Source organism: Alkalihalobacillus sp. CinArs1 (assembly GCF_947387515.1).
GTDB lineage: Bacteria > Bacillota > Bacilli > Bacillales > Guptibacillaceae > Guptibacillus.
Genome location: NZ_CANDOB010000002.1, coordinates 916995 through 937834, shown reverse-complemented (window position 1 = coordinate 937834; position 20840 = coordinate 916995). Strand labels below are relative to the sequence as shown.

General features: G+C 42.1%; 18 protein-coding genes and 1 other annotated feature. Of the genes, 8 read left to right on the top strand and 10 right to left on the bottom strand.

The window, feature by feature from the left end; genetic code table 11:
* Positions 1–34: 34 nt before the first annotated feature.
* Positions 35–1162: a histidine kinase N-terminal domain-containing protein gene (locus tag PFZ69_RS13480; RefSeq protein ID WP_270181596.1), complete on the bottom strand. Its 1128-nt coding sequence runs from the start codon at positions 1160–1162 to the stop codon at positions 35–37.
* A 142-nt stretch (positions 1163–1304) separates the two neighbouring features.
* On the opposite strand from PFZ69_RS13480, the gene PFZ69_RS13475 reads away from it, so the two are divergent.
* The 4 genes from PFZ69_RS13475 to ligD all read left to right on the top strand — a co-directional run bounded on the left by PFZ69_RS13475 (position 1305) and on the right by ligD (position 5476).
* Positions 1305–2174 carry an SDR family oxidoreductase gene (locus PFZ69_RS13475; RefSeq protein ID WP_270181595.1) on the top strand — a complete coding sequence of 290 codons (870 nt, stop codon included), beginning with the start codon at positions 1305–1307 and terminating at the stop codon, positions 2172–2174.
* Positions 2175–2433: 259 nt separating this feature from the next.
* Positions 2434–3276, top strand: a complete 843-nt coding sequence (gene ku, locus PFZ69_RS13470; RefSeq protein ID WP_270181594.1) for a non-homologous end joining protein Ku — start codon at positions 2434–2436, stop codon at positions 3274–3276.
* Positions 3277–3311: 35 nt separating this feature from the next.
* Positions 3312–4241 (top strand): ATP-dependent DNA ligase, encoded by a 930-nt coding sequence (locus tag PFZ69_RS13465; RefSeq protein ID WP_270181593.1) that lies wholly within the window; start codon positions 3312–3314, stop codon positions 4239–4241.
* A gap of 11 nt (positions 4242–4252) precedes the next feature.
* Complete coding sequence (gene ligD / locus PFZ69_RS13460) at positions 4253–5476, top strand: DNA ligase D (RefSeq protein ID WP_270181592.1); 1224 nt, start codon at positions 4253–4255, stop codon at positions 5474–5476.
* A gap of 37 nt (positions 5477–5513) precedes the next feature.
* On the opposite strand, the gene PFZ69_RS13455 is transcribed toward ligD, so the two are convergent.
* The 4 genes from PFZ69_RS13455 to PFZ69_RS13440 form a co-directional block, all read right to left on the bottom strand.
* Positions 5514–6533, bottom strand: coding sequence for a LacI family DNA-binding transcriptional regulator (locus tag PFZ69_RS13455; protein ID WP_270181591.1), 1020 nt, complete (start codon positions 6531–6533; stop codon positions 5514–5516).
* A gap of 168 nt (positions 6534–6701) precedes the next feature.
* On the bottom strand, positions 6702–7544 hold the full coding sequence (locus tag PFZ69_RS13450; protein WP_270181590.1) for a sugar ABC transporter permease: 843 nt from the start codon (positions 7542–7544) through the stop codon (positions 6702–6704).
* A 1-nt stretch (position 7545) separates the two neighbouring features.
* The gene (locus PFZ69_RS13445; RefSeq protein ID WP_270181589.1) at positions 7546–8829 is read right to left on the bottom strand and encodes a carbohydrate ABC transporter permease; all 1284 of its coding nucleotides are present in this window, start codon (positions 8827–8829) and stop codon (positions 7546–7548) included.
* A 95-nt stretch (positions 8830–8924) separates the two neighbouring features.
* Entirely contained in the window at positions 8925–10208 is a 1284-nt protein-coding gene (locus PFZ69_RS13440; protein ID WP_270181588.1) for an extracellular solute-binding protein, read from the bottom strand.
* Positions 10209–10492: 284 nt separating this feature from the next.
* Here PFZ69_RS13440 and PFZ69_RS13435 point away from each other — a divergent pair, with 284 nt between their 5' ends.
* From PFZ69_RS13435 to PFZ69_RS13425, 3 genes are all read left to right on the top strand, one after another.
* A complete protein-coding gene (locus tag PFZ69_RS13435) occupies positions 10493–12229 on the top strand; it encodes an alpha-glycosidase (RefSeq protein ID WP_270181587.1) in 1737 nt (578 codons plus the stop codon).
* A 249-nt stretch (positions 12230–12478) separates the two neighbouring features.
* Entirely contained in the window at positions 12479–12820 is a 342-nt protein-coding gene (locus tag PFZ69_RS13430) for a P-II family nitrogen regulator (RefSeq protein ID WP_224881418.1), read from the top strand.
* A 22-nt stretch (positions 12821–12842) separates the two neighbouring features.
* A complete protein-coding gene (locus tag PFZ69_RS13425; protein ID WP_270181586.1) occupies positions 12843–14231 on the top strand; it encodes an ammonium transporter in 1389 nt (462 codons plus the stop codon).
* A gap of 39 nt (positions 14232–14270) precedes the next feature.
* Here PFZ69_RS13425 and PFZ69_RS13420 read toward each other — a convergent pair whose 3' ends face one another.
* The gene (locus PFZ69_RS13420) at positions 14271–15488 is read right to left on the bottom strand and encodes an MFS transporter (protein WP_270181585.1); all 1218 of its coding nucleotides are present in this window, start codon (positions 15486–15488) and stop codon (positions 14271–14273) included.
* Positions 15489–15550: 62 nt separating this feature from the next.
* Positions 15551–15800: a binding site (T-box leader), on the bottom strand.
* Positions 15801–15922: 122 nt separating this feature from the next.
* Here PFZ69_RS13420 and PFZ69_RS13415 point away from each other — a divergent pair.
* Positions 15923–16645 carry a DUF4386 domain-containing protein gene (locus PFZ69_RS13415; protein ID WP_270181584.1) on the top strand — a complete coding sequence of 241 codons (723 nt, stop codon included), beginning with the start codon at positions 15923–15925 and terminating at the stop codon, positions 16643–16645.
* Here PFZ69_RS13415 and PFZ69_RS13410 read toward each other — a convergent pair.
* The 4 genes from PFZ69_RS13410 to PFZ69_RS13395 form a co-directional block, all read right to left on the bottom strand.
* Positions 16625–17209 (bottom strand): Crp/Fnr family transcriptional regulator, encoded by a 585-nt coding sequence (locus PFZ69_RS13410; protein WP_270181583.1) that lies wholly within the window; start codon positions 17207–17209, stop codon positions 16625–16627. The two genes, PFZ69_RS13415 and PFZ69_RS13410, sit on opposite strands and share 21 nt — an antisense overlap.
* A 32-nt stretch (positions 17210–17241) precedes the next feature.
* Positions 17242–17718, bottom strand: coding sequence for a DUF523 domain-containing protein (locus PFZ69_RS13405; RefSeq protein WP_270181582.1), 477 nt, complete (start codon positions 17716–17718; stop codon positions 17242–17244).
* A gap of 171 nt (positions 17719–17889) precedes the next feature.
* The gene (asnB, locus tag PFZ69_RS13400) at positions 17890–19737 is read right to left on the bottom strand and encodes an asparagine synthase (glutamine-hydrolyzing) (RefSeq protein ID WP_270181581.1); all 1848 of its coding nucleotides are present in this window, start codon (positions 19735–19737) and stop codon (positions 17890–17892) included.
* 96 nt (positions 19738–19833) lie between these two features.
* Complete coding sequence (locus tag PFZ69_RS13395; RefSeq protein ID WP_270181580.1) at positions 19834–20832, bottom strand: class I SAM-dependent methyltransferase; 999 nt, start codon at positions 20830–20832, stop codon at positions 19834–19836.
* Between the last annotated feature and the right edge of the window lie 8 nt (positions 20833–20840).

Below are 20840 nucleotides of genomic sequence, written 5' to 3'. Positions count from 1 at the left end.
ATAATCTTAAAGCTACTATTCATTTCTTCCTCTGTCAACAATTTTCTGGTAGTTTAATTACGAATGTTGTTTCATCTTCATTGGAACGCACAGAGATGGTTCCATTGTGTTTTTCAATAATTTGTTTGCAAACCGAGAGCCCAAGGCCTGTTCCGAGCTCCTTCGTACTAATAAAAGGCTCAAATATACTTTCAACGAGATGAGAAGGGATCGGCTCGCCGTTGTTCGTAATTTGAGTGATAACCCACTCACCCTCCTTAAACCCCTCGACCACTATCTTTCGTGACTCTTGATCGTTCTCACTCAATTCTTCTATCGAGTTTATCATGATATTTAGAACAACTTGTTTAAGCTGTTCCTCAACGCCGCAAACGAACAATTCTTTAGAAACCGTTGTGATCACTTCAATATTCGATTCAAGGAACCTCGGGTATAACACTTCGACAGAGTACTCGAGCAAACTAGTCATGTTCACCTTCGACGGCGTATCGTCGATTCCACGCATCTTTGAAAGGAATAAAAATTGACGAACTTTTTCTTCAAGATTATTCATTTCTTCATTGATAATTTCAAAATAGTGGTTCCTCAGCGTCTCATGCTGCTGTCCTTCTAAAAGTTTGAGAAACCCTTTTATCGATGTGAGAGGATTACGAAATTCATGAGCGAAGCTAGCCCCTAACTGTCCAAGGATCGTAAGTCGATCGCTGTGCATCTCTTTAATAAACAAATTCTTATCTTGAATGATACTATCTTTTTGCTTCGTATATTCGGTCACTGAATGGTAAAGGTAAGAATTAAAATAATCATTGACCTTATCTAATGCTCTCGATAGATCGTCGCGATTGAATTCCGATTCATTCAATACAGAAATCACCACTGAACGACCTGAATTAATATTCGCTACGAATTCACCTATATTCACATTCGCTTGAATACGCTCCGTTGCGATTTTCTTGGTTAGCGTAACGATCCAACTTTCATCTTCTGTCAAAATATAATGAGAAATCAATTCTACCGTACGTTTTCCGTTATTTATGATTTCCTCGTAGTAAGGATCTTCTTTCGAGAGCTTTGCGATGTTTAGCCACTTTTGAACAATTTTTGGCTGGCTATCTTTTAAAAATGCTGCGAGTTGTTGTTCAAACTGTTTATCATTTTCCATGGCGTTCCCTCACTGACTACTTATACTTGTTCTAGTTTATCATGAAATACTGATTCCTACATGATAGAAGCAATGTTTGAAAACTAACAGGAATGGTAATCACTACCATAGGTAAAATTATTCTTGAGGAGATGATCTGATTATGCGACCAGATTTTAAACAAACGGATGGTCAACCAGCTCAACATCAAAACCATCAACCAGGCTCACAAGAAGAAATGAATCCAAAGCCATTGATTGAAAACTGGGATTACAAAGGGTCTGGCAAGCTTACGAATAAAGTTGCTCTCATTACGGGTGGTGACAGTGGGATCGGTGAAGCTGCCGCTCTCGCCTATGCGAAAGAAGGAGCTAATCTCGCAATCGTTTACTTAGATGAAGAAGAAGATGCTCAAAACACGAAAAAACTCATCGAGGAGCATGGCGCTGAATGCCTTCTGCTCTCGGGTGATATCGGTGATGAAGCATTTTGTCAAAGCGTGATCAACCAAGTGATCGAAGCTTATGGCACCCTTGATATCCTGATTAACAACGCAGCCGAACAGCATCCTCAGAAAGGGTTAGAGGATATTACTGCAGAACAACTTGAGAAAACGTACCGAACGAACGTGTTTTCCATGTTCCATCTAACAAAAGCCGCTCTCCCTCATTTGAAAAAGGGTAGCGCAATCATCAACACGTCTTCCATAACAGCTTACGAAGGAAACGAACAGCTGATCGACTATGCGAGTACGAAAGGTGCAATCACGTCCTTTACAAGGAGCATGGCAAAATCGCTCGTAGGAAAAGGTATCCGTGTGAATAGCGTTGCTCCCGGGCCAATTTGGACACCATTGATCCCATCCACTTTTTCAGCAGATAAGGTGAAGAACTTTGGAACGAATACACCGATGGGACGCCCTGGACAGCCAGAAGAACTCGCTGCTGCTTATGTGCTTCTTGGTTCCGACGACTCTTCCTATATGACGGGGCAAACCATCCACATTAACGGCGGACAGTATATGACTTCATAGGACCTTCTCCAAACCTCCTTTTCGAAGGAGGTTTTTTACTTTGGCTAATAAAACGGATATTTGGACAATAAATCGAGAATTTGGACAATAAAATGGATGTTTGGCTAATAAATTTGTTTTTTGGACAATAAACCTCTATGACTGGTACATGCGACTCCTCTTTCATTCTATGTGCAACCGAATCCCAACCTTTTCTCTGCATGCTTTATCGTTCATGAGACATTCTAACAGTATAGAGAAGCTGAAAGGATTGAATATCATGCATACGATGTGGAAAGGCTCGATAAGCTTCGGGTTGGTTAATATTCCGATAAAGCTATATTCCGCTACAGAAAATAAAGATATCAAAATGCGCTACCTTCACGAGAAGTGTCATACGCCGATAAAATATGAGAAAACATGTCCTCACTGTGAAAAAGCACTTGAATCAGATGAAATCGTGAGAGGCTACGAGTATGAAGACGGTAAGTTCGTGATCATCGAAAGAGACGAGATCGAAGCGCTCGCTCAAGAAAAAAACAAGTCTGTCGAAATTGTGGACTTTGTCGAACTAGATGACATCGACCCCGTGTATTTCAACCGCTCCTATTTTATAGGACCGAACGAAAATGGCAGCAAGCCCTATACCCTATTGAAAAAAGCAATGGAAGCGTCGGGAAGGATCGGTATTGCAAAAATTACGATACGTTCAAAGGAACACCTCGCTGCCGTTCGTGTATACAAAAATGGATTGATGATGGAAACGATGTATTTTCCTGATGAAGTGCGTGAATTAGATCATGTACCTGATTTACCAGAAGAAATGGATTTAAGTAAGAAAGAATTAACGATGGCGCAGCAGTTAATCGAACAGCTAACAACTGAATTCGATCCTTCTCAATACAAAGACGAGCGACGAGAAGCCATCATGGCTCTGATTCAGAGTAAGATATCTGGTGATGATATTAAAGTCGTGAAAGAAAAACCAAAGAAGAATGTTGTTGATCTGATGGATGCCCTTCAGGCTAGTTTAGAGCCGGCGGATACTGGCTCAAAGGCAAAGTCAGAGCAAAAGAAGAAAAAAGTATCTGTGAAGAAAAAGAAAGAAAAAGAAGCGAACTAGCATGCTCGCATAGGCACGTGAAATGAGGACTTAAAATGAAACCGATCAAACCATTTGAACCAGTATCTTCTACCACGATTCCACCTTCTTATCTTGCTCAGGTGAAGTGGGATGGCGTGCGGGTTTTAGCCTATTTCGAACAAGAGTTAACGCTTTTTAACCGCTCTCTTAACGAACGTACTAATACGTACCCCGAGCTACACGATCTGCCGGATTTAGTAAAGGCGAAGTCATTTATTTTTGATGGTGAAATCGTAGCTCTAAACGAAAAAGGTGAACCTTCTTTTCATGATGTCATGCGCAGAGACCGACTAAAAAAAGACCACCAAATCGCAAGAGGTGTTGGATCGAACCCGATCTTCTATATGATTTTTGATGTTGTCTATTGGGATGGTGAATGGGTTAACGAACGTCCATTGTTTGAACGGCTCGCTCTTTTAAAGAATGGTCTCGAAGAAAACAATTCGATAAGAATCGTTCAAAATCACGAGGATGGTAACCAGCTCTACGAGGTGATCAAAGAAAAAGGAATGGAAGGCATCGTATGTAAAGATGTTAACAGCCCTTATGTAATCAATGGAAAAAGTGCAAATTGGATGAAGATCAAGAATTACAAAGACATTTATGCTCTTGTGTGCGGTGTCACGTTTCGAGGGAAATCAGTCAATACGTTGTTGTTGTGTTTGTACGACTCTGATAAGAAATTACGCTATATCGGAAGTGCTGGGACGGGGAAGCTGAAGAGCGATGAGATCGCAGACTTTTCTTCAACAATCGAATCACTACAAGAAGCGACGCCACAAGTTATTGATGGCCCTCAACAATCAGGTGTCAATTGGGTTTCTCCTAAGATCATTGTAAAAGTTACCTACCTTGAATGGACGAGTGATCATCGCCTGCGTCAACCTGTCGTTCAAACAATTGTCGAAGGTAATCCTACTGATTGTACGCTTCAACAAATTTAGGAGGGGCGTTAATGGAACAGGTATTGAAGGAAACCCTCTCTCATGGTGGTAGAGGAGTCGTTATTGTTACTGGGTATCACGAGATACGCGCGGAATTTATCGCATCGATTATGAAAGACGATGTGGTTACATTCATCGGATTTTTTTCGCAAGGTCTCACGAAACAAGAGTTTGAGAGCTTGCTTAAGACCATCGAATCAAACCAATCGCACCGTAATGGAGAAAGCATTTCAGTAGCTCCTGGAATATGCGTTGAACTTTCTTTCAAGGGTATGAAAAATGGCGAACTCACCGATACTTCATTTCTTTCTTTTACACTCGACACTGATTATCAAACTTGTACGATCGAGAAACTGATCCTAGACAACTTGCCTCATAGAGAAGACGTTTCCATCACACACCCTTCGAAACAATACTGGTCTCATGTAAAGAAGAGTGATTATATTTCTTATCTAATGCATGTCTCCCCTTTTCTACTACCGATGCTGAAAGAGAAGCAATTGACTGTTATCCGTTACCCTGACGGTGTGGATGGAGAGTCGTTCTATCAAAAGAACTGTCCTGACTATGCTCCCGACTTTATTCAAACAAGTAGACATGATGACATCGACTACATTGTGTGCAATGATTTATCAACGTTAGTTTGGCTAGGAAATCAGGGGACCATTGAGTTTCATATCCCCTTCCACACACGCAGGTCAACGAAGCCCGTTGAAATTGTGTTTGATTTAGATCCACCTGACGAGCAATCCTTTCATCTCGTCATTTTAGCTGCGAAGGAGATCCATGCTATCCTCTCCTCTTTAAAAATCGTGAGTTTTCCTAAGCTCACAGGAAGCAAAGGCATACAGATCCACATTCCGATAAAAGGGTTAACCTATGAGGAAACAAGGGTGTTCACTTCGTTTGTCGCAGATTACCTTGTCGAAGAGCACCCTTCCTCATTTACTGTGGAACGGTTGAAACGAAACCGTCACGGAAGACTGTACGTAGACTTCCTTCAGCATGCGGAAGGTAAAACGATGATCTGTCCTTATTCAACAAGAGGAAAACAAAACCCAACCGTCGCAGCACCTCTTTTTTGGGAGGAGGTTACGGATTCTTTATCTCCTACTTCGTTTACTATCGAGACTGTCCTTGAACGAATACAGGAGAAGCCTTGTCCATTTGATAAGTACTATGGTGAAAAGAACGAACCACTTAACGTGATCATCGATAAACTCCGTGAACGATAAAAAAACCTGCTGAGAAATTCTCAGCAGGTTTCGTAACCTAAAGCGTTTTTACAGACCATCGTTCAACGAGCTTATGCGGGACACAAACACGCTTGTTGCTCGACTCTGCATCTTCAATCTTTTCAAGTAAACAAGTAACAGCCTGATAGCCTAGTTGAAAAATATTAATATCAACTGACGTTAGTGGCGGACTTGCATATTCTGCAAGCATCACATTATTAAAGCTGATGATGGAAATATCATCTGGGACCGATAGTCCGATCTCATCTAACTTGCTCATGATTCCAAGCGCCATTAAATCATCCGCTACGACTAGTGCCGTTGGAGGCTCTTCAAGTGAGCACAGTTCCATCACGGCTTCATGTCCGCCTTCCTTCAGAAACTCCACATGCACGATATACTCATCGCGGTACGTTAAATTTGCCTCACGCAATGCTTTTTCATAGCCACTCAACCGATCTACCGTCACAACTAAGTCGAGCTGGCCACCTACGAACGCTACTCGTTCATGCCCTCTTTCGATCAGATGTTCCGTCACGTCTTTTGCGGCCCTGAAGTTGTCGTTATCCACATGTGTTACTTCGTCAGGATACTTGAACGGCTTTCCAATCACTGTAAACGGAAACTGTTCTTCTTTTAAAAACTTCATGATCGAGTCATCGATTCTAGAATAAAGTAAGACGATTCCATCTACTCTTCTTCCATGAACCATCCCTTTCACAGCATCCAGAATCTCTTCTTCCTTGGAACCGGTCGACATGTAAAGCGTAAATTCATTTTCATGTGCTTTTGTGCTGATTCCCCTTAAGACTTCTGGAAAGAAAGGGTTTTGAAACACTTTATCTGCTGAACTAGGCATGACGACACCTAGCGTTTGTGTGCTTCTGTTCGCTAAGCTACGAGCGTTATAGTTCGGGTGATAACCGAGTTCTTCCATCGCTTCACGAACGCGGCGCTTAGTTTTTTCACTGATTCTCGGATTATTTGCAATGACACGAGAAACAGTGGATGGGGCGACATTTGCTAACTTTGCTACATCTTTAATCGTTACTGCCACTGGTTTCCCTCCTGAACAACAGGCAAGTCGCTGCCAGTCACACCGGTCAAGCTTCTTCCGTTGTTTGTTACTTTCTTATTGTAAACGATTCCACTTTTAAAGTACAAAATGAATTAAGAAAGGAGAAAGAAGATGGCATTCACCTAATTCCTCTTCCTCCTTTATGACTTACCCTTTTGTTCCTCCTGCTGTTAGACCGGAGATAAAGTAACGCTGTAGCGATAGGAATAGAATGGAGATCGGGATTGCAATGAGAACAGAGCCCGCTGCGAAGGTTGTAAACTCATTTCCGAACTGATCAGAAATCATTCGATATAATCCCACTGCTAGTGTAAATTTCTCTTCACTTCTCAAAATAATCTGTGCAAGGATAAAATCAGTAAATGGTGTGATGAAGCTAAATAGTGCTACAACTGCTAGGATCGGCTTTGCAAGTGGCAAGATAATCTGCCAAAAAATTCGGAAGTGTCCTGCACCGTCGATACGAGCCGACTCATCGAGCTCTTTCGGAATCGTATCAAGATACCCTTTCGCAAGCCACGTATTCATCGGCAACAAGCCACCAGCATAAACAAGGATCAACGCAAAGTGTGTATCAAGGAATCCTGTGATATAAGCAAGGACATAGATCGCGATTAATGCTGCGAAGTTAGGAATCATCTGCAAGATCAAGAATGTCATCAGACCATTTTTACGTCCAACGAAACGATAGCGTGAAAACGCATATGCCATGCAAGAAATCATAGCGACCGCAATGACCATCGTGATGATACAGATCTTCAGTGTATTCCAATACCAAAGTAAGTAATCACTTTCAGCAGTATTGAAAAGATCTTTGTAGTGCTGAAGCGTTGCATTTTCAGGAATGATCGATGAACCAGACAAACTATCACCCGGATTGAAGGAAGAACCGACAATCCATGCTACTGGATATAGGATGATGATACAAGCGATAGCAATAACAATATAGGACAGTGTTAAACGGATGGTGTTCTGCATTTTTGTACTCATATTACATCATATCCTCTTCTTGGAATGATTTCGTTCTTCTAAACTGCCACAATGCAACCGCGATCACGATCACGGAAAGGATCATGGTAATTGCTGCAGCTTTACCATACTGTGCTGAAGTAAACGTCAATTTATAGATCCATGAGATCAAAATATCAGTCGAACCAGCAGTTTGACCTGAAACAGCAGGTCCACCTCCATTGAACAGATAGATCACGTTAAAGTTGTTAAAGTTAAACGTATACTGTGTGATCAGAATCGGTGCGATCGCGAAAAGAATCATTGGGAGCGTAATCGCTCTGAACTTTTGCCAGATCGAAGCACCATCGACTGTTGCAGCTTCGTATAATTCGTTTGGAATCGACTGAAGTACACCCGTAACCATCGCAAAGATGAAAGGGAAGCCTAACCAAAATTGTATGAGTATTAAAGCTACTTTGGTCCAGAACGGATCCGTTAACCACGGAATACTGTCTACCCCAAATGCAGCTAAGATGTCATTGTTGATGGCACCGAACGTTTCGTTGAACATTCCTGCAAAAACAAGGATCGATACGAAAGCCGGTACTGCCCATGGCAAAATGAAAATTGTTCGAATGATGCCTTTGAATTTAAGGTCTTTCTGGTTCATCAAGACGGCTAGGAAAATACCGATTGCGATTTGACCAGTTGTTGCGACGAACGTCCAGACGATCGTCCATGAGAATACGTCTAAGAACGTATTACGCCAAATATCCATACTAAAGATGTCGATGTAGTTTTGGATGCCAATCCAGTCTACTAGATTAGCAGGTGGCGAGTGATAAAGATCATAGTTTGTAAACGATAGTAGAATTACGAAAAGAATTGGAAAAATAACAACAAAGATTAATAGAAAGAATCCAGGTGCAAGCATTAAATAAGGAAAACCTTGCTCAGAAACATTTCGATACTGTTCTCTTACTGAGTTAAGTGGAATGCCAAGGTCACGATTTCTTCCGTTCAAGTAAGCATCCCGAAGGTTCAAGAAGTAGATCAACAACCCGATCGCAATGACTAGGACCGCGATGATCCCTTGCGTTAAAAGGAAAATGGAGTGATCTCTTGGTAACTTTTCTCCTAGCGTAACGATTCCCCATAGGCCGATATTGATTAGATCAGCAAAAGCAACCGCAAAGGAAATGGTTAGAATAAAGAACATTAACCCTTTCAAAAGCTGCTTGTTATAAAATTGACCCAACCCTGGTATGAGGGACAATGCTAATGCAATTTTTCGATGTTTAGTTTGACTTCCATTTGCCTCCATCGTGATGGCAATCCCCTTTCTCCCCTCACTTTGTCACCCTTTAAAGTGAGAAGCAGCACTCCGTTTCCGGAGTACCGCTTTTAGTTTTCTTTACCTTAATTGCTGTGGTTTTGTTCGATTTGAGACTTGATTGTTTTCGTAGCTTCTTCAAGTGCAGGCTTAGGATCTTGTTTTCCAGTCGCTACTAATTGAAGTGCAGATGCTGCTGGTCCCCAAACTTCTGCCATTTCAGGAATGTTAGGCATTGGAGTACCGTACTGAGATTGAATTGCAACTGCGCTAGCAGCTTCGTTGTCAGCGATTACAGGATCTTCGATAAGAGATTTAACTGGAGGAATTTCACCAGTTTCTTCATAACGAATCTTACCGTTTTCTGCATTTGCTACCCATTCGACTAGCTTAGTAGCCCACTCTTTGTTCTCAGAGAAGTTACTTACATGCCAGCCTTTAACACCGATAAACGTCTTGAAATTTTCTCCGTTAGGAAGTTTAGGCATCGGTGCTACACCGATCTCGATTCCAGCATCTTTGTATCCTTGGAAAGACCATGGACCGTTCATAACAGATGCAGCTTTTCCTTCGTTAAAGAGACCATCCATCGTAGATCCACCGTTTTCACCGATAAGACCTTTAGGGAATAAACCTTCTGTGTACCATTTCTCGATATATTCTGTACCTTCAACAGCACCTTCGTTTGCTAAACCAATATCTTCTGGGTTCAGACCTTCATCAGAACGATCGAATACATAACCGCCGTATCCAGCTAGGACTGCGTTCGCAAAGTAGAAGTTATCCCAAAGTGCAAGGAAACCATACTGCTTGTCCTTTGTGTAATCTTTTGCGAATGTGTATACATCATCCATTGTTTCTGGAGCTTCGTCCATGATTGCTTTGTTATAAATAAATACTGGTGTCTCAGTCGCTTTTGGAAGTCCATAAAGCTTACCATCGTATGTTTGTGCTTGAATAGAAGATTCAGTGTAACGATCAACAACTTCTTGATCCACTTCGATTGGAGAGATCAATCCTTCTACAGCAACTTGTCCAATTTGGTCATGAGGTAGAGTTAGAACGTCTGGACCAGTACCCGCTGGGCCATCAAGACGAATTTGCTCTCTGATTTCATCAGCCATTCCTAGTTCCTTAAATTCAACTTTAATACCATATTCTTCTTCGAAACTCTTAATTGCTGGTTCAAGCGCAATGCCTTTATCTTTATCTTCCCATACAACTAGTTTCTCAGGTTTGTTAGCATCAGCGTCTCCTTCAGAACCTCCGCCTTCGTTCGTAGAAGCGCTTTCATTGTTTTGCGGACCACAAGCAGCGAGTACGCCGATTGCTAAGACCAGTGTTAGAAATAAGGCAAAAAACCTTTTCATTTCCTAAACCCCCTCTAATTTTTACGATAGTTATGCTGAATCGTGAAAACGATTGCACTAACTTTCTATAACTAATTATACATGTAGCGGAATTTTTAGCAACCGTTTGCACAAACTTTTTTGAAATTTTTTTATTCTACATTTCTTTCGTTTATAAAGGGATTTGACTAGTTCTCTATAATCTTCTACATTTAATCTAAGAGTGCGTATCAGACTTCGTTTCGTTCGATAGGTACTTTTATACTAACAATTCATGCAAGCGATTGCATTCAGGAGGGGACAATTTGCAAAAAGAAGCGATCTATCATCGACCTAAAAACAACTTCGCTTATCCTTATGACGATGAAACGCTACACATCAAACTACAAACGCAGAAAAATGATGTAACAGCTGTATCACTCATACATGGGGATCCTTATGATTGGAAACAAGATGGCTGGCAATCTAAAAAGCAACCTATGACCCTATCAGGTTCAGACGCTCTCTATGATTATTGGGATGTTGCAATCAAGCCTCCATATCGCAGGCTTCGATATGGGTTTCACTTAGAGGACGATCAAGAATCATTCGTCTTCACTGAAAAAGGTTTTTACACAGAACAACCAGCTGATACGAACGATTACTTCAGCTTTCCCTTCTTGAATAGTAAAGACGTATTCCGTGCACCTGAATGGGTCAAGGACACGATCTGGTATCAAATCTTCCCTGAGCGGTTTGCGAATGGAGATCCTTCCATCGACCCAGACGACAGTTTACCGTGGGGAGAAGCTGCACCAACACCAACAAACTTTTTTGGCGGAGATTTTCAAGGCATCATCGATCACCTCGATCACCTTATTGAACTTGGCATTAACGGGATCTACTTCACCCCTATCTTTAAAGCTCAATCTAATCACAAGTACGATACGATCGATTACATGGAGATCGATCCACAGTTTGGTGATAAAGAAACGTTTATAGAACTAGTAAGACTCTGTCACGAACGAGGAATAAAAATTATGCTCGATGCCGTATTCAATCACAGCGGCTATTACTTTGAACCGTTTCAAGACTTGCTGAAGAACGGAGAAAAATCCCGTTATCGTGATTGGTTTCACGTTCGCTCGTTCCCAATCGAAACAGATCCGTTACCTTCATATGATACGTTTGCGTTCCAACCAGCGATGCCTAAACTCAATACGGAGAACCCGGAAGTACGTGACTACCTTTTACAAGTTGGGCGTTACTGGGTTGAAGAATTCGACATCGATGGATGGCGTCTTGATGTTGCGAATGAAGTGGACCATGCTTTTTGGCGTGAGTTTAGAAACGAAGTGAAAAAAGTGAAGCCGGAACTCTATATATTAGGTGAAATTTGGCATGATTCGATGCCATGGCTCCAGGGGGATCAGTTCGATGCTGTCATGAATTATCCGTTCACGGCTGCAATTCTTGATCATTTCGCACATCAAAAAATATCAGCTACAACGATGGCAAACAGACTCACTTCACTGATTCATTCATACCCAGCGAATGTGAATGACGTTGCATTCAACCTTCTCGGGAGCCATGACACTCCGAGGTTGTTAACGCTCGCGGGTGAAAACAAAGACCTCGTTAAGCTCATGTATGTGATGCAGCTATCGTTCCCCGGTACACCTTGTATCTACTATGGAGACGAAGTCGGTATGACGGGAGGGGCTGACCCTGGCTGCCGATACTGTATGGTATGGAATGAAAAAATACAAGACAAAGATCTGTTTGAATTCCTTCAAAAGCTCATCTCTTTAAGAAAAACTCACGATGCATTCGGGAGTGCTGGGTCATTTGAATTGTTAACAGATCATGAGAAAATTACGCAATATGTGAAGCGAACAGAAAAAGAAACGTTACTGTTCCTTTTGAACAATGACGACTCTTCTTCTACCCTTTCCATTTCAAACTTTGGTAGCCATGCGAAGAGTTTGTTAAGTCATGAAGAAATCGATGTGAATCATGTAGAGCTCAAACCTTATGACTATGAGATCATCTCACTAACCTAATCGCAAAAAGCTTCTGGATTTTATTCCAGGAGCTTTTTTGTGTTCAAAAAACACTTCCATATTGTGAAAGCGCAACCACCTCTACCCAGCCTGCACTTATACGAATTTAGAATTCCATCCATGTCAGATTACCTTACAGAGTATTTTAAATTTTCTAAAAATAAGCTTGAACTTATACGCTGTTCAGCATAATATAAGCATATAGAAAAATTAGTTTGTTAGATTAACTCACATGGAGGTGCCGAAAAGGTGAAAAAAGTCGAAGCGATTATTCGTCCTGAATCATTTCAGGACTTAAGAGATCGGTTACGTGATGAAGGGATTACAGGGATGACTGTTTCAGAAGTAGCGGGTTGTGGTCTCCAAAAAAAGCAAACTGGATTATTCAGAGGAAGTCATTTCGAAGTCGATCTCCAGCCGAAAGTGAAAGTTGAACTTATTTTTGAAGATTATCTACTCGATCATGTTGTCAAAACAATTCGCGATGTTTGTTCCACTGGACAGGTAGGAGACGGAAAGATCTTCGTTTATCCCGTAGAAGATGTCATTCGTATCCGGTCTGGTGAACACGGTCTAACTGCTTTTAAATAAAACAGTAAAGGATGGTTACGTCATGAAAAAAGTATCAGTTCTCTTTGCAGCTATTATTCTCTTATCAAGTGGAAAGGCTTTTGCTGCCACAGATGCATCTGCGGTTACAGCACTCAGTCAGTCCATCGACACGGTTTGGGTTATGATCGCAGCATTCCTCGTGTTTTTCATGCATGCAGGGTTTGCGATGGTAGAAACAGGTTTCACCCGCTCGAAAAACGCACTGAATATTTTGATGAAAAACTTGATGACGATGTCGATTGGAGCAGTATTGTACTTTGTAATCGGATATGCATTTATGTTCGGTGAATCTGCTTCTGGCTTTATTGGCAGTAATGGATTCTTTCTCGCCGGTCAGTCTGATCAAATTGGGTTCTTCGTTTTCCAGGCCGTGTTTGCTGCAACGTGTGCGACGATTATATCAGGTGCTGTTGCTGAACGTATGAAGCTTATAAGCTATATTGCGATCACCGTTGCAATGGTAGGCTTCGTTTACCCAGTAGTTGGTCACTGGATCTGGGGTGGCGGATGGTTAGCCGAACTAGGATTTACTGATTTTGCAGGATCAACGGTCGTCCACCTTACAGGTGCTCTTGGTGCAGTTGTTGCAGTTACGTTCTTAGGTGGTCGTATTGGGAAATATTCAAACGGTAAAGTAAACGTTATTCAAGGTCACAATATTCCACTTGGTGCTCTAGGCGTATTTATTCTTTGGTTCGGATGGTTTGGCTTCAATGCTGGTAGTACATTATCTGCTAGTGACGCACTCATTCCTTCTATCGTCGCAACGACTCTATTAGCCGCTTCTGGTGGCGTTATCTCAAGTGCCCTTTATTCCTATATCAAATACAAGCAGATCGATGCTTCACTAACGCTTAACGGTGCACTGGCAGGGCTTGTTGGTATCACTGCTGGTACCGCGAGCGTTTCACCGATCGGAGCGATTGCAATCGGTCTTTTCGCAGGGGTTATCTTGATCGAAGCGGTTCAGTTGATCGACCGTCGTGTGAAGCTCGATGATCCAGTTGGTGCCATCGCGGTTCACGGTGTATGTGGTGTGTGGGGTACGCTCGCTGTAGGGCTCTTCGCAATAGACGGCGGCCTCTTCTATGGAGGCGGCGCTGCTCTTCTAGGTGTTCAAGCAATTGGAATTCTAGCCGTCATGGCGTGGACGTTCTCGACAGTTGGCTTGTTCCTCTTCGTTTACACACGCTTCTCATCGATCCGCGTTTCAAGAGAAGAAGAAATTCAAGGACTCGACTTCTCAGAGCATGGATCAACAGCTTATGAAGTTCGTGGAGCGATCAACTCAAGCAATAGTCTTTCCACTGGCGCTGGCTTTGGTCATGGACTTGTCGATCGATTGAATCGGTTAGAATCTCCGAAAGTAAAAGAGTCTCAAACCCAATAAAGTAGGAAAACCGCTCGTAACCTGAGCGGTTTTTTCTTTTTATGATGAGGCCGTACTTGAATAATAGTCCACTTTGGATGGCATCACGCTCAAAACAATCAGTGGAAGCGATAAGAGGAACATGACAACCGAGCCTCCAACAACAGCAAACTGAATTGAAATCACTTCTGCCGTTAGTCCAACTATTCCCATCACGATAATAATGAGAAGTGATTCGATAAAACCAAATAAACTCCCGATTCTTCCCATTATTTCGACTGGAACGTTCGTTTGATAAAATGTATCGAACCCTGTGTTTGCAAAAGCAAGTGCGAACGATAACGTAAAGAACCCAACACTCGCCATTCCAAAGCCACCTGATAAAGCATAGACGATATAGCCTATCGAGAGAACGACCGTCCCCCCTCCTAATAACCATGATGTTGTTAGCTTTTTGATGAGAAGGGTATTAACGGTCGCACCGATTAGGATTCCTACGCCTGAAATACTTACAAGATAACCATACGTACTATTCGTTAAGTGCAACACTTCTTTTGAAAACGCAGCTTCTAGTGAATCCGTCCCCCACGTCATGATCGTGATTGCACTAAATAAGAAATAGATCGCGACAATGTAAGATGCCTTCCTAGAATAGTTAAACACAACCTTCCAATCTTCCACCATCACACGGAATGACAGGTTTAGCTTTGCCTTAACACTTCGTTCAACATCAGGGAGGGCCATCATAATGACAGCAGAAACTGCGAGGGCAAGAGCGTTTATATAGATCGCATACGTAGGCGTTCCTACGATAAACAGAAATCCCGCTATAGCCGGCCCAATAATAAAGGCACCAGAATCTACGAGACTTCTGATCGAATTGAAAGCCTTCCTATTTTTAGCCGGAATGAACTTTGTAAGGTATACCATCGATGTTGGCTGATATATGGAACTTGTCATGTTGATTAAAAGAACCATGCAGAAGATCCAACCAATCGAACTTAGTGAAGGTAGAAATCCTATAACGACAGATTGAAAAAGAGCTAATCCGATCATTAACGCTCGTTTGTTCAAGCGGTCGATCAAGGTACCACACCACCCGTTCGTAAGAAGCGATGCGAGCGGCTTTAAAGTATATAGAGCTGTGATTGCTAGCACTGATTTTGTCATGTCGAGAATGATCAAGTTAAGTGCGATATGATAAATCCACCCTCCAACGTTGGATAATCCGATGCTGACCAATAAGATAACATGATCCTTAGTAATTCCCTTCATCATACACACCCCGTTACATATTTTTTATTGAAACAATAAAAAAATCTCACCCCCAAGACTTTTGTCTTGAGGGCGAGAAGTATCGCGGTGCCACCTCAGTTTATCGATATGTCACCATACCGAACTTATCAGGTACGGCAATTTAACATTGCGTATACCCTATCTCGATAACGGGAGCTCCCGTTACACCATCACCAGTCGGATCCGATGTAAAGCTCAGAGGTTTGGTTCGATCACGTATCCTTCCTCCTTTTCAGCAACCGGAGTTCTCTGTAAAAAGATAGCATGATCTACTCTTCTCTTCATCGCAGCTTATTTGTGAAGATATTACCAAATCTCTTAACAATTGTAAATCACTATTTTTCACTTATTGATTTAAGTCAATGTGTGAAATACAATCTCTCAGGTATGATAGGTGTAAAGTAAGGAGGGTTATTATGAAACGTGTAAACACTCAAGAAGTGAACCCGCGACCAGCCATCATTGCTGGAGTCAGCTTAATCGTTATGACGCTAGCCGCTTTCTTTTCATATGGATTTGCTCATACTTCTTTGGTAATGAATGATGATGCAATGGCTACTTTGAATAAGTTACAAAGCTCTCTTTTGTTATTTCATTTTGAACTTGTAGGATGGGGGATCATTATCCTCACTGACATCATCGTTTCATGGGCATTTTACATGGTTTTAAAACCCGTCCACCGTTCATTTGCACTAGTCGCTGGGGGGATTCGGCTTTTATATACCTCGATTCTTGCCGTAGCAGTTTTTCAGTTAGGTAGAGTCACCACCCTCATACAGAACGATTCGACTGTAACACGAGATCTAGCAGCACAAGTCATGGGACAGATTGAAAGTTTTGAAACAACGTGGTCCATTGGATTAATCGTATTTGGTATTCACTTATTGGCCGTAGGTACTGTTGCGATGAAGGCGGCATTTATTCCGAAGGTGATCAGTTTATTGTTACTTATCGCTGGAGGAAGCTACATGCTGATTCACTCGATGTATAACCTCACTCCTCAATATGAAGAGATTACAGGTATGATCGAGATGTTCCTTAGTCTGCCGATGATAATCGGTGAATTAGGGTTCGGTATGTGGCTATTGATTAATGGAATCAAACCAAAAGTTAACCGCTCATCCCTTCAAACTCCCTAATCGTTTTTTTATTCTGCTAAATGATTCAGGCGTCATTCCTAAATAACTAGCAAGCTGATGCTGTGGAATTCTTTTTAAAAGCTCCGGCCTTTTCGCAAGGAGAGCTTTGTACCGCTCTGCAGGAGAAGAAGACATAAAACTAGCAAATTCATCATGCATTTCTCCTAAGTCACCTTGAACCATATTTAGGATCATCGCTTCAAGACCAGGATTCTCTTCATATGCAGCACGCTCTTCTGAAAGGTCTCCAACAACAAGGACACAATCCTCCACACATTCTAAACGATACCGTGATGACTTGTCTGCTGCATGCTGATTAAAGATGGTTACGCTTTGCTCCTCTGTGTAAAGCTTGAAAGTCGTTTCTTTTCCACATTCACTAACTGAATATTTACGAATACAGCCTTTTAAAATAAAGTAACATTTCTCAGGCATTTCTCCTTGCTGTAGCAAAACGGTCCCTTTTGAAAACTCTTCAATAGGCACATTGGATGCAATTTTGTTCAATTCTTCTTCAGTACAATCAGAGTATCTTTTCATATAGTTGATAAGGATGTGTTTCATAAGAGTCCCCCCTTCAGTCTCTTAGCAATGGATTACGATTCTACTGAAGGAGATCCATTACCTTCTACAAATTGTTTCTCTGAAATGACTGTAAAACCGTTTCGTTTTAATAGCGCAGACGTAACGCCGTCCCCTACAACCTTTTTGCCGTTAAATTCCCCATTATAAATCATTGAACTTCCACAGGATGGACTATTCTCTTTCAAAATTATGGTAGTGGCACCTACTCGCTTCGCTATTTCCAATGCCTTTTCCGCACCTTCAATATATGAAGCGGTCACATCCTTTCCTGTTTTATCAACGACTCTAGCATTACCGTCTAAAACGTCTTCTCCGCTCTCTCCTATGATTTCAGCGGGCTCTCTTGGCGTTCCGAACCCGCCTAGTAATTCAGGACATACTGTAACGGCTTTCTTATGTTCTACTAATCTCCTGACTTTTGAATGTAAACTATGGTTTCCATCATATCTTACTTCTAACCCAGCTAAACAAGAACTCACTAGGATCATCAGCTGCACCTCTTCCGTTTTTTCGCTGCTCGACGCATCTATAGAACACTTTCTTTTATTACTTTATCATTTTTCGATTCTTCGCATATCAGAATTTTGTTGGTAGTAAGAATCATGAAGAAACCACACCTGTTCTCAAAGGTGTGGTTTCAATGATGTTATTCTGAGCGATCAATCGACAAGATTAATCTTATTATGCTCTAACCAAAAATTAATCTGTGCAAGATGGGCGATGAGCTGCGGCCCTGCCATAAGCTGGCCAAACCATGGAACTTTGAAAGCTTTTCCATCCGTATCTAAGATATCCTGAACGACTTTTCGGTCGATCAGATCGAGGATTGGCGCCTGTTTATCTGCAAGCGTCTCTGTTAGCCACGTCTTCACCGCTTTCGTGTAAGCAGGGTTATACGTTTTTGGGTAGGGACTTTTTTTACGATAAAGGACGTCATGTGACAATGCTCCTGTCATCGCTTTTCTAAGAAGACCTTTCTCTCTTCCATCGAGCATCTTCATTTCCCAGGGAACGTTCCACACATACTCGATGATTCTGTGATCAGAAAAAGGTACACGCACTTCAAGACTTGCGCCCATACTCATTCTGTCTTTTCTTTCGAGGAGAGTGGTCATGAACCAATTCAAATTCAAATAGAAGAGTGCTCTTCGTTTCGCCTCAAGTTCACTTTCACCATCGAGCGTTGGCGTTTCTTTGACCGTATCTCTGTACCGTTCAGTAACATAGCTTTCGAGCTTTAACTTGTTTCTAATATCTTCTTTTAACATTGCCTGACGTTCAAGAGTAGAACGCATCCAAGGAAACTGTTCTTGGTCGAGTAGCTTTGGCTTATGAAACCATGGATACCCGCCAAAGATTTCATCTGCACACTCACCGGATAGCGCAACCGTTGCTTGCTGTTTGATTTGTTTTGAAAACCATAATAACGATGAATCAACATCAGCCATACCAGGCAGGTCACGGCAGATGACCGCTTCTTTTAAATGGTGCACGAGCTGATCGGTATCGATGACGCAGTTACTATGGTCCGTACCAAGCTCCGATGAAACTTTCCGAATCCAAGGCGCGTCTGAATTCGGCTGAAACTCACTGCTTTTAAAGTATTTATCGTTATCTACATAATCGACAGAAAATGAACGAAGGATGCCTTTTCCGTCATCTTTAAACGCCGATTGCGCGACAGACGTTATCGCACTCGAGTCAACTCCACCTGATAAGAATGTACACACGGGAACATCCGCGACAAGCTGGCGTTTTATGGAGTCCTTCAAGAGATTCCCAACCGTTTCGACGGTTGTATCAAGGTCATCTGTGTGTTCCGCACTCTTAACGTCCCAATAGCGCCATGTTTTCAACCCGCTTTGATTAAAGACCATGGCAAATCCAGGTCGAAGCTCATTGATTCCACGAAAGACGCCGTGGCCAGGGGTGCGCGATGGTCCGAGTCCAAATATTTCTTGTAACCCTTCTCGATCGATTTCTGTTTTCACATCTGGGTGCGCAAGAATCGCTTTAAGCTCTGAACCAAACTGTAAGGATGGTCCGCTAGATCGATAGAAAAGAGGTTTTACCCCAAGACGGTCTCTTGCAAGGAACAGTTGTTTTCTAAGTTCATCCCAAATGGCGAATGCGAAGATTCCGTTCAAATGATCGACACAGTCTTCACCCCATTCGATATAGGATGTTAATAGCACTTCTGTATCAGAATGAGAGCGAAACGTATAGCCTTTTGTAAGCAATACACTGCGTAAATCTTCTGTGTTATAAAGCTCTCCATTATAACAAATCGTATATTTCTGATTAAGATGTTCCCGTGACATCGGCTGGCTTCCGCCGGACGGGTCTACAACGATAAGACGCGTGTGACCGAAACCACAGTGTCTATTCACGAAACAGTTCGTATCGTCTGGTCCACGCTTTGACAGGGTGCTAGCCATCTGTTGAAGTACGCTTTCTTTATGTGTCAGGTCCTGCTTCCAATCTACCCACCCGGTTATTCCACACAAAGGCTTCCCCTCCAATCCATACTCTCTTTAACGTATGCAGGAGCCCAGGTTTTGTGATTGAAAATCATAAAAAAAGAAACCCTCTACAGGGTTCCCTTATGACGCTTTTTGGAACGTTAAACAGTACCAAGCCCCTTCTTTCACGATCGGTTTCATGTGCTTCAGTCCAAAACCAGCACGCGCTGCCATCTCGATCATTTCGGTGCTAGTTGGGAGCTGGTGTAAGTTACTATGAGCACTCATAAAACTATTGAATGCTGCTGAGAATGCATGCCCGTGATCTGATTCATGAAGAGGTGAAATAATGATAAGCGATCCGTGATCATTCGTGACCTCACTTGCTTTTTGAAAGAGATGAGACCTTTCATCTGGTGCAAAGTAGTATAGAAGATTATTCATCATCGCAACGTCAAAACGTTCGCCATCCCATTTCCAACTCATCATATCTTCAGGATAAAGATCGATCGATGATTTTAATCGGTACGGAATATGTGATTCAGCATCTAAACACACTTGCCGATTCTTCTCGATTCCTACGAGTCTCATATTTTCTTCTTTAGCACCGATTCTAGAAAGGTAGCCTGCATACCCAGCTCCGAAATCAACGACAGACTTTGCATCTACCTTTTGTAGCCATTGATAAACCTTCGGAAATGCGAAACGTTCGATAAAGCTTGAAGTAGCCGCTACTGTGCCTGCGTAATCATCGTCTTTGTATGAAGCATAGTCATCTCCTATCAATAGATCAGAGTAAGAGAGGAGAATCGGAATATGTAACTCCATCATCTCTTTTAACAATACGCCAACATCCTGGTCACTGCTTTTCGACATGGATTCAACCATGTTTTTCTTTGAGCGAATCGTGCCATCTTTCTCTTTCTTCAAGTGTCCGATCGCAACTCCTACTTCTGCCCATCTCGTTAGAAGCAGCTCGTTCATACCACGGTTCTTCGCTACGTCTCTGACTGTAGCGCCATGTTCGAATTCATCGAAAAGATCATGCACATAGCCTACGTGCGCATGCCAGGCGTAAAGGAAAGGCTCGTTGCTTTTCATCCATTTTCTTGCACGCCAGATCTTTTTAATTTCATTCATCCTATCTC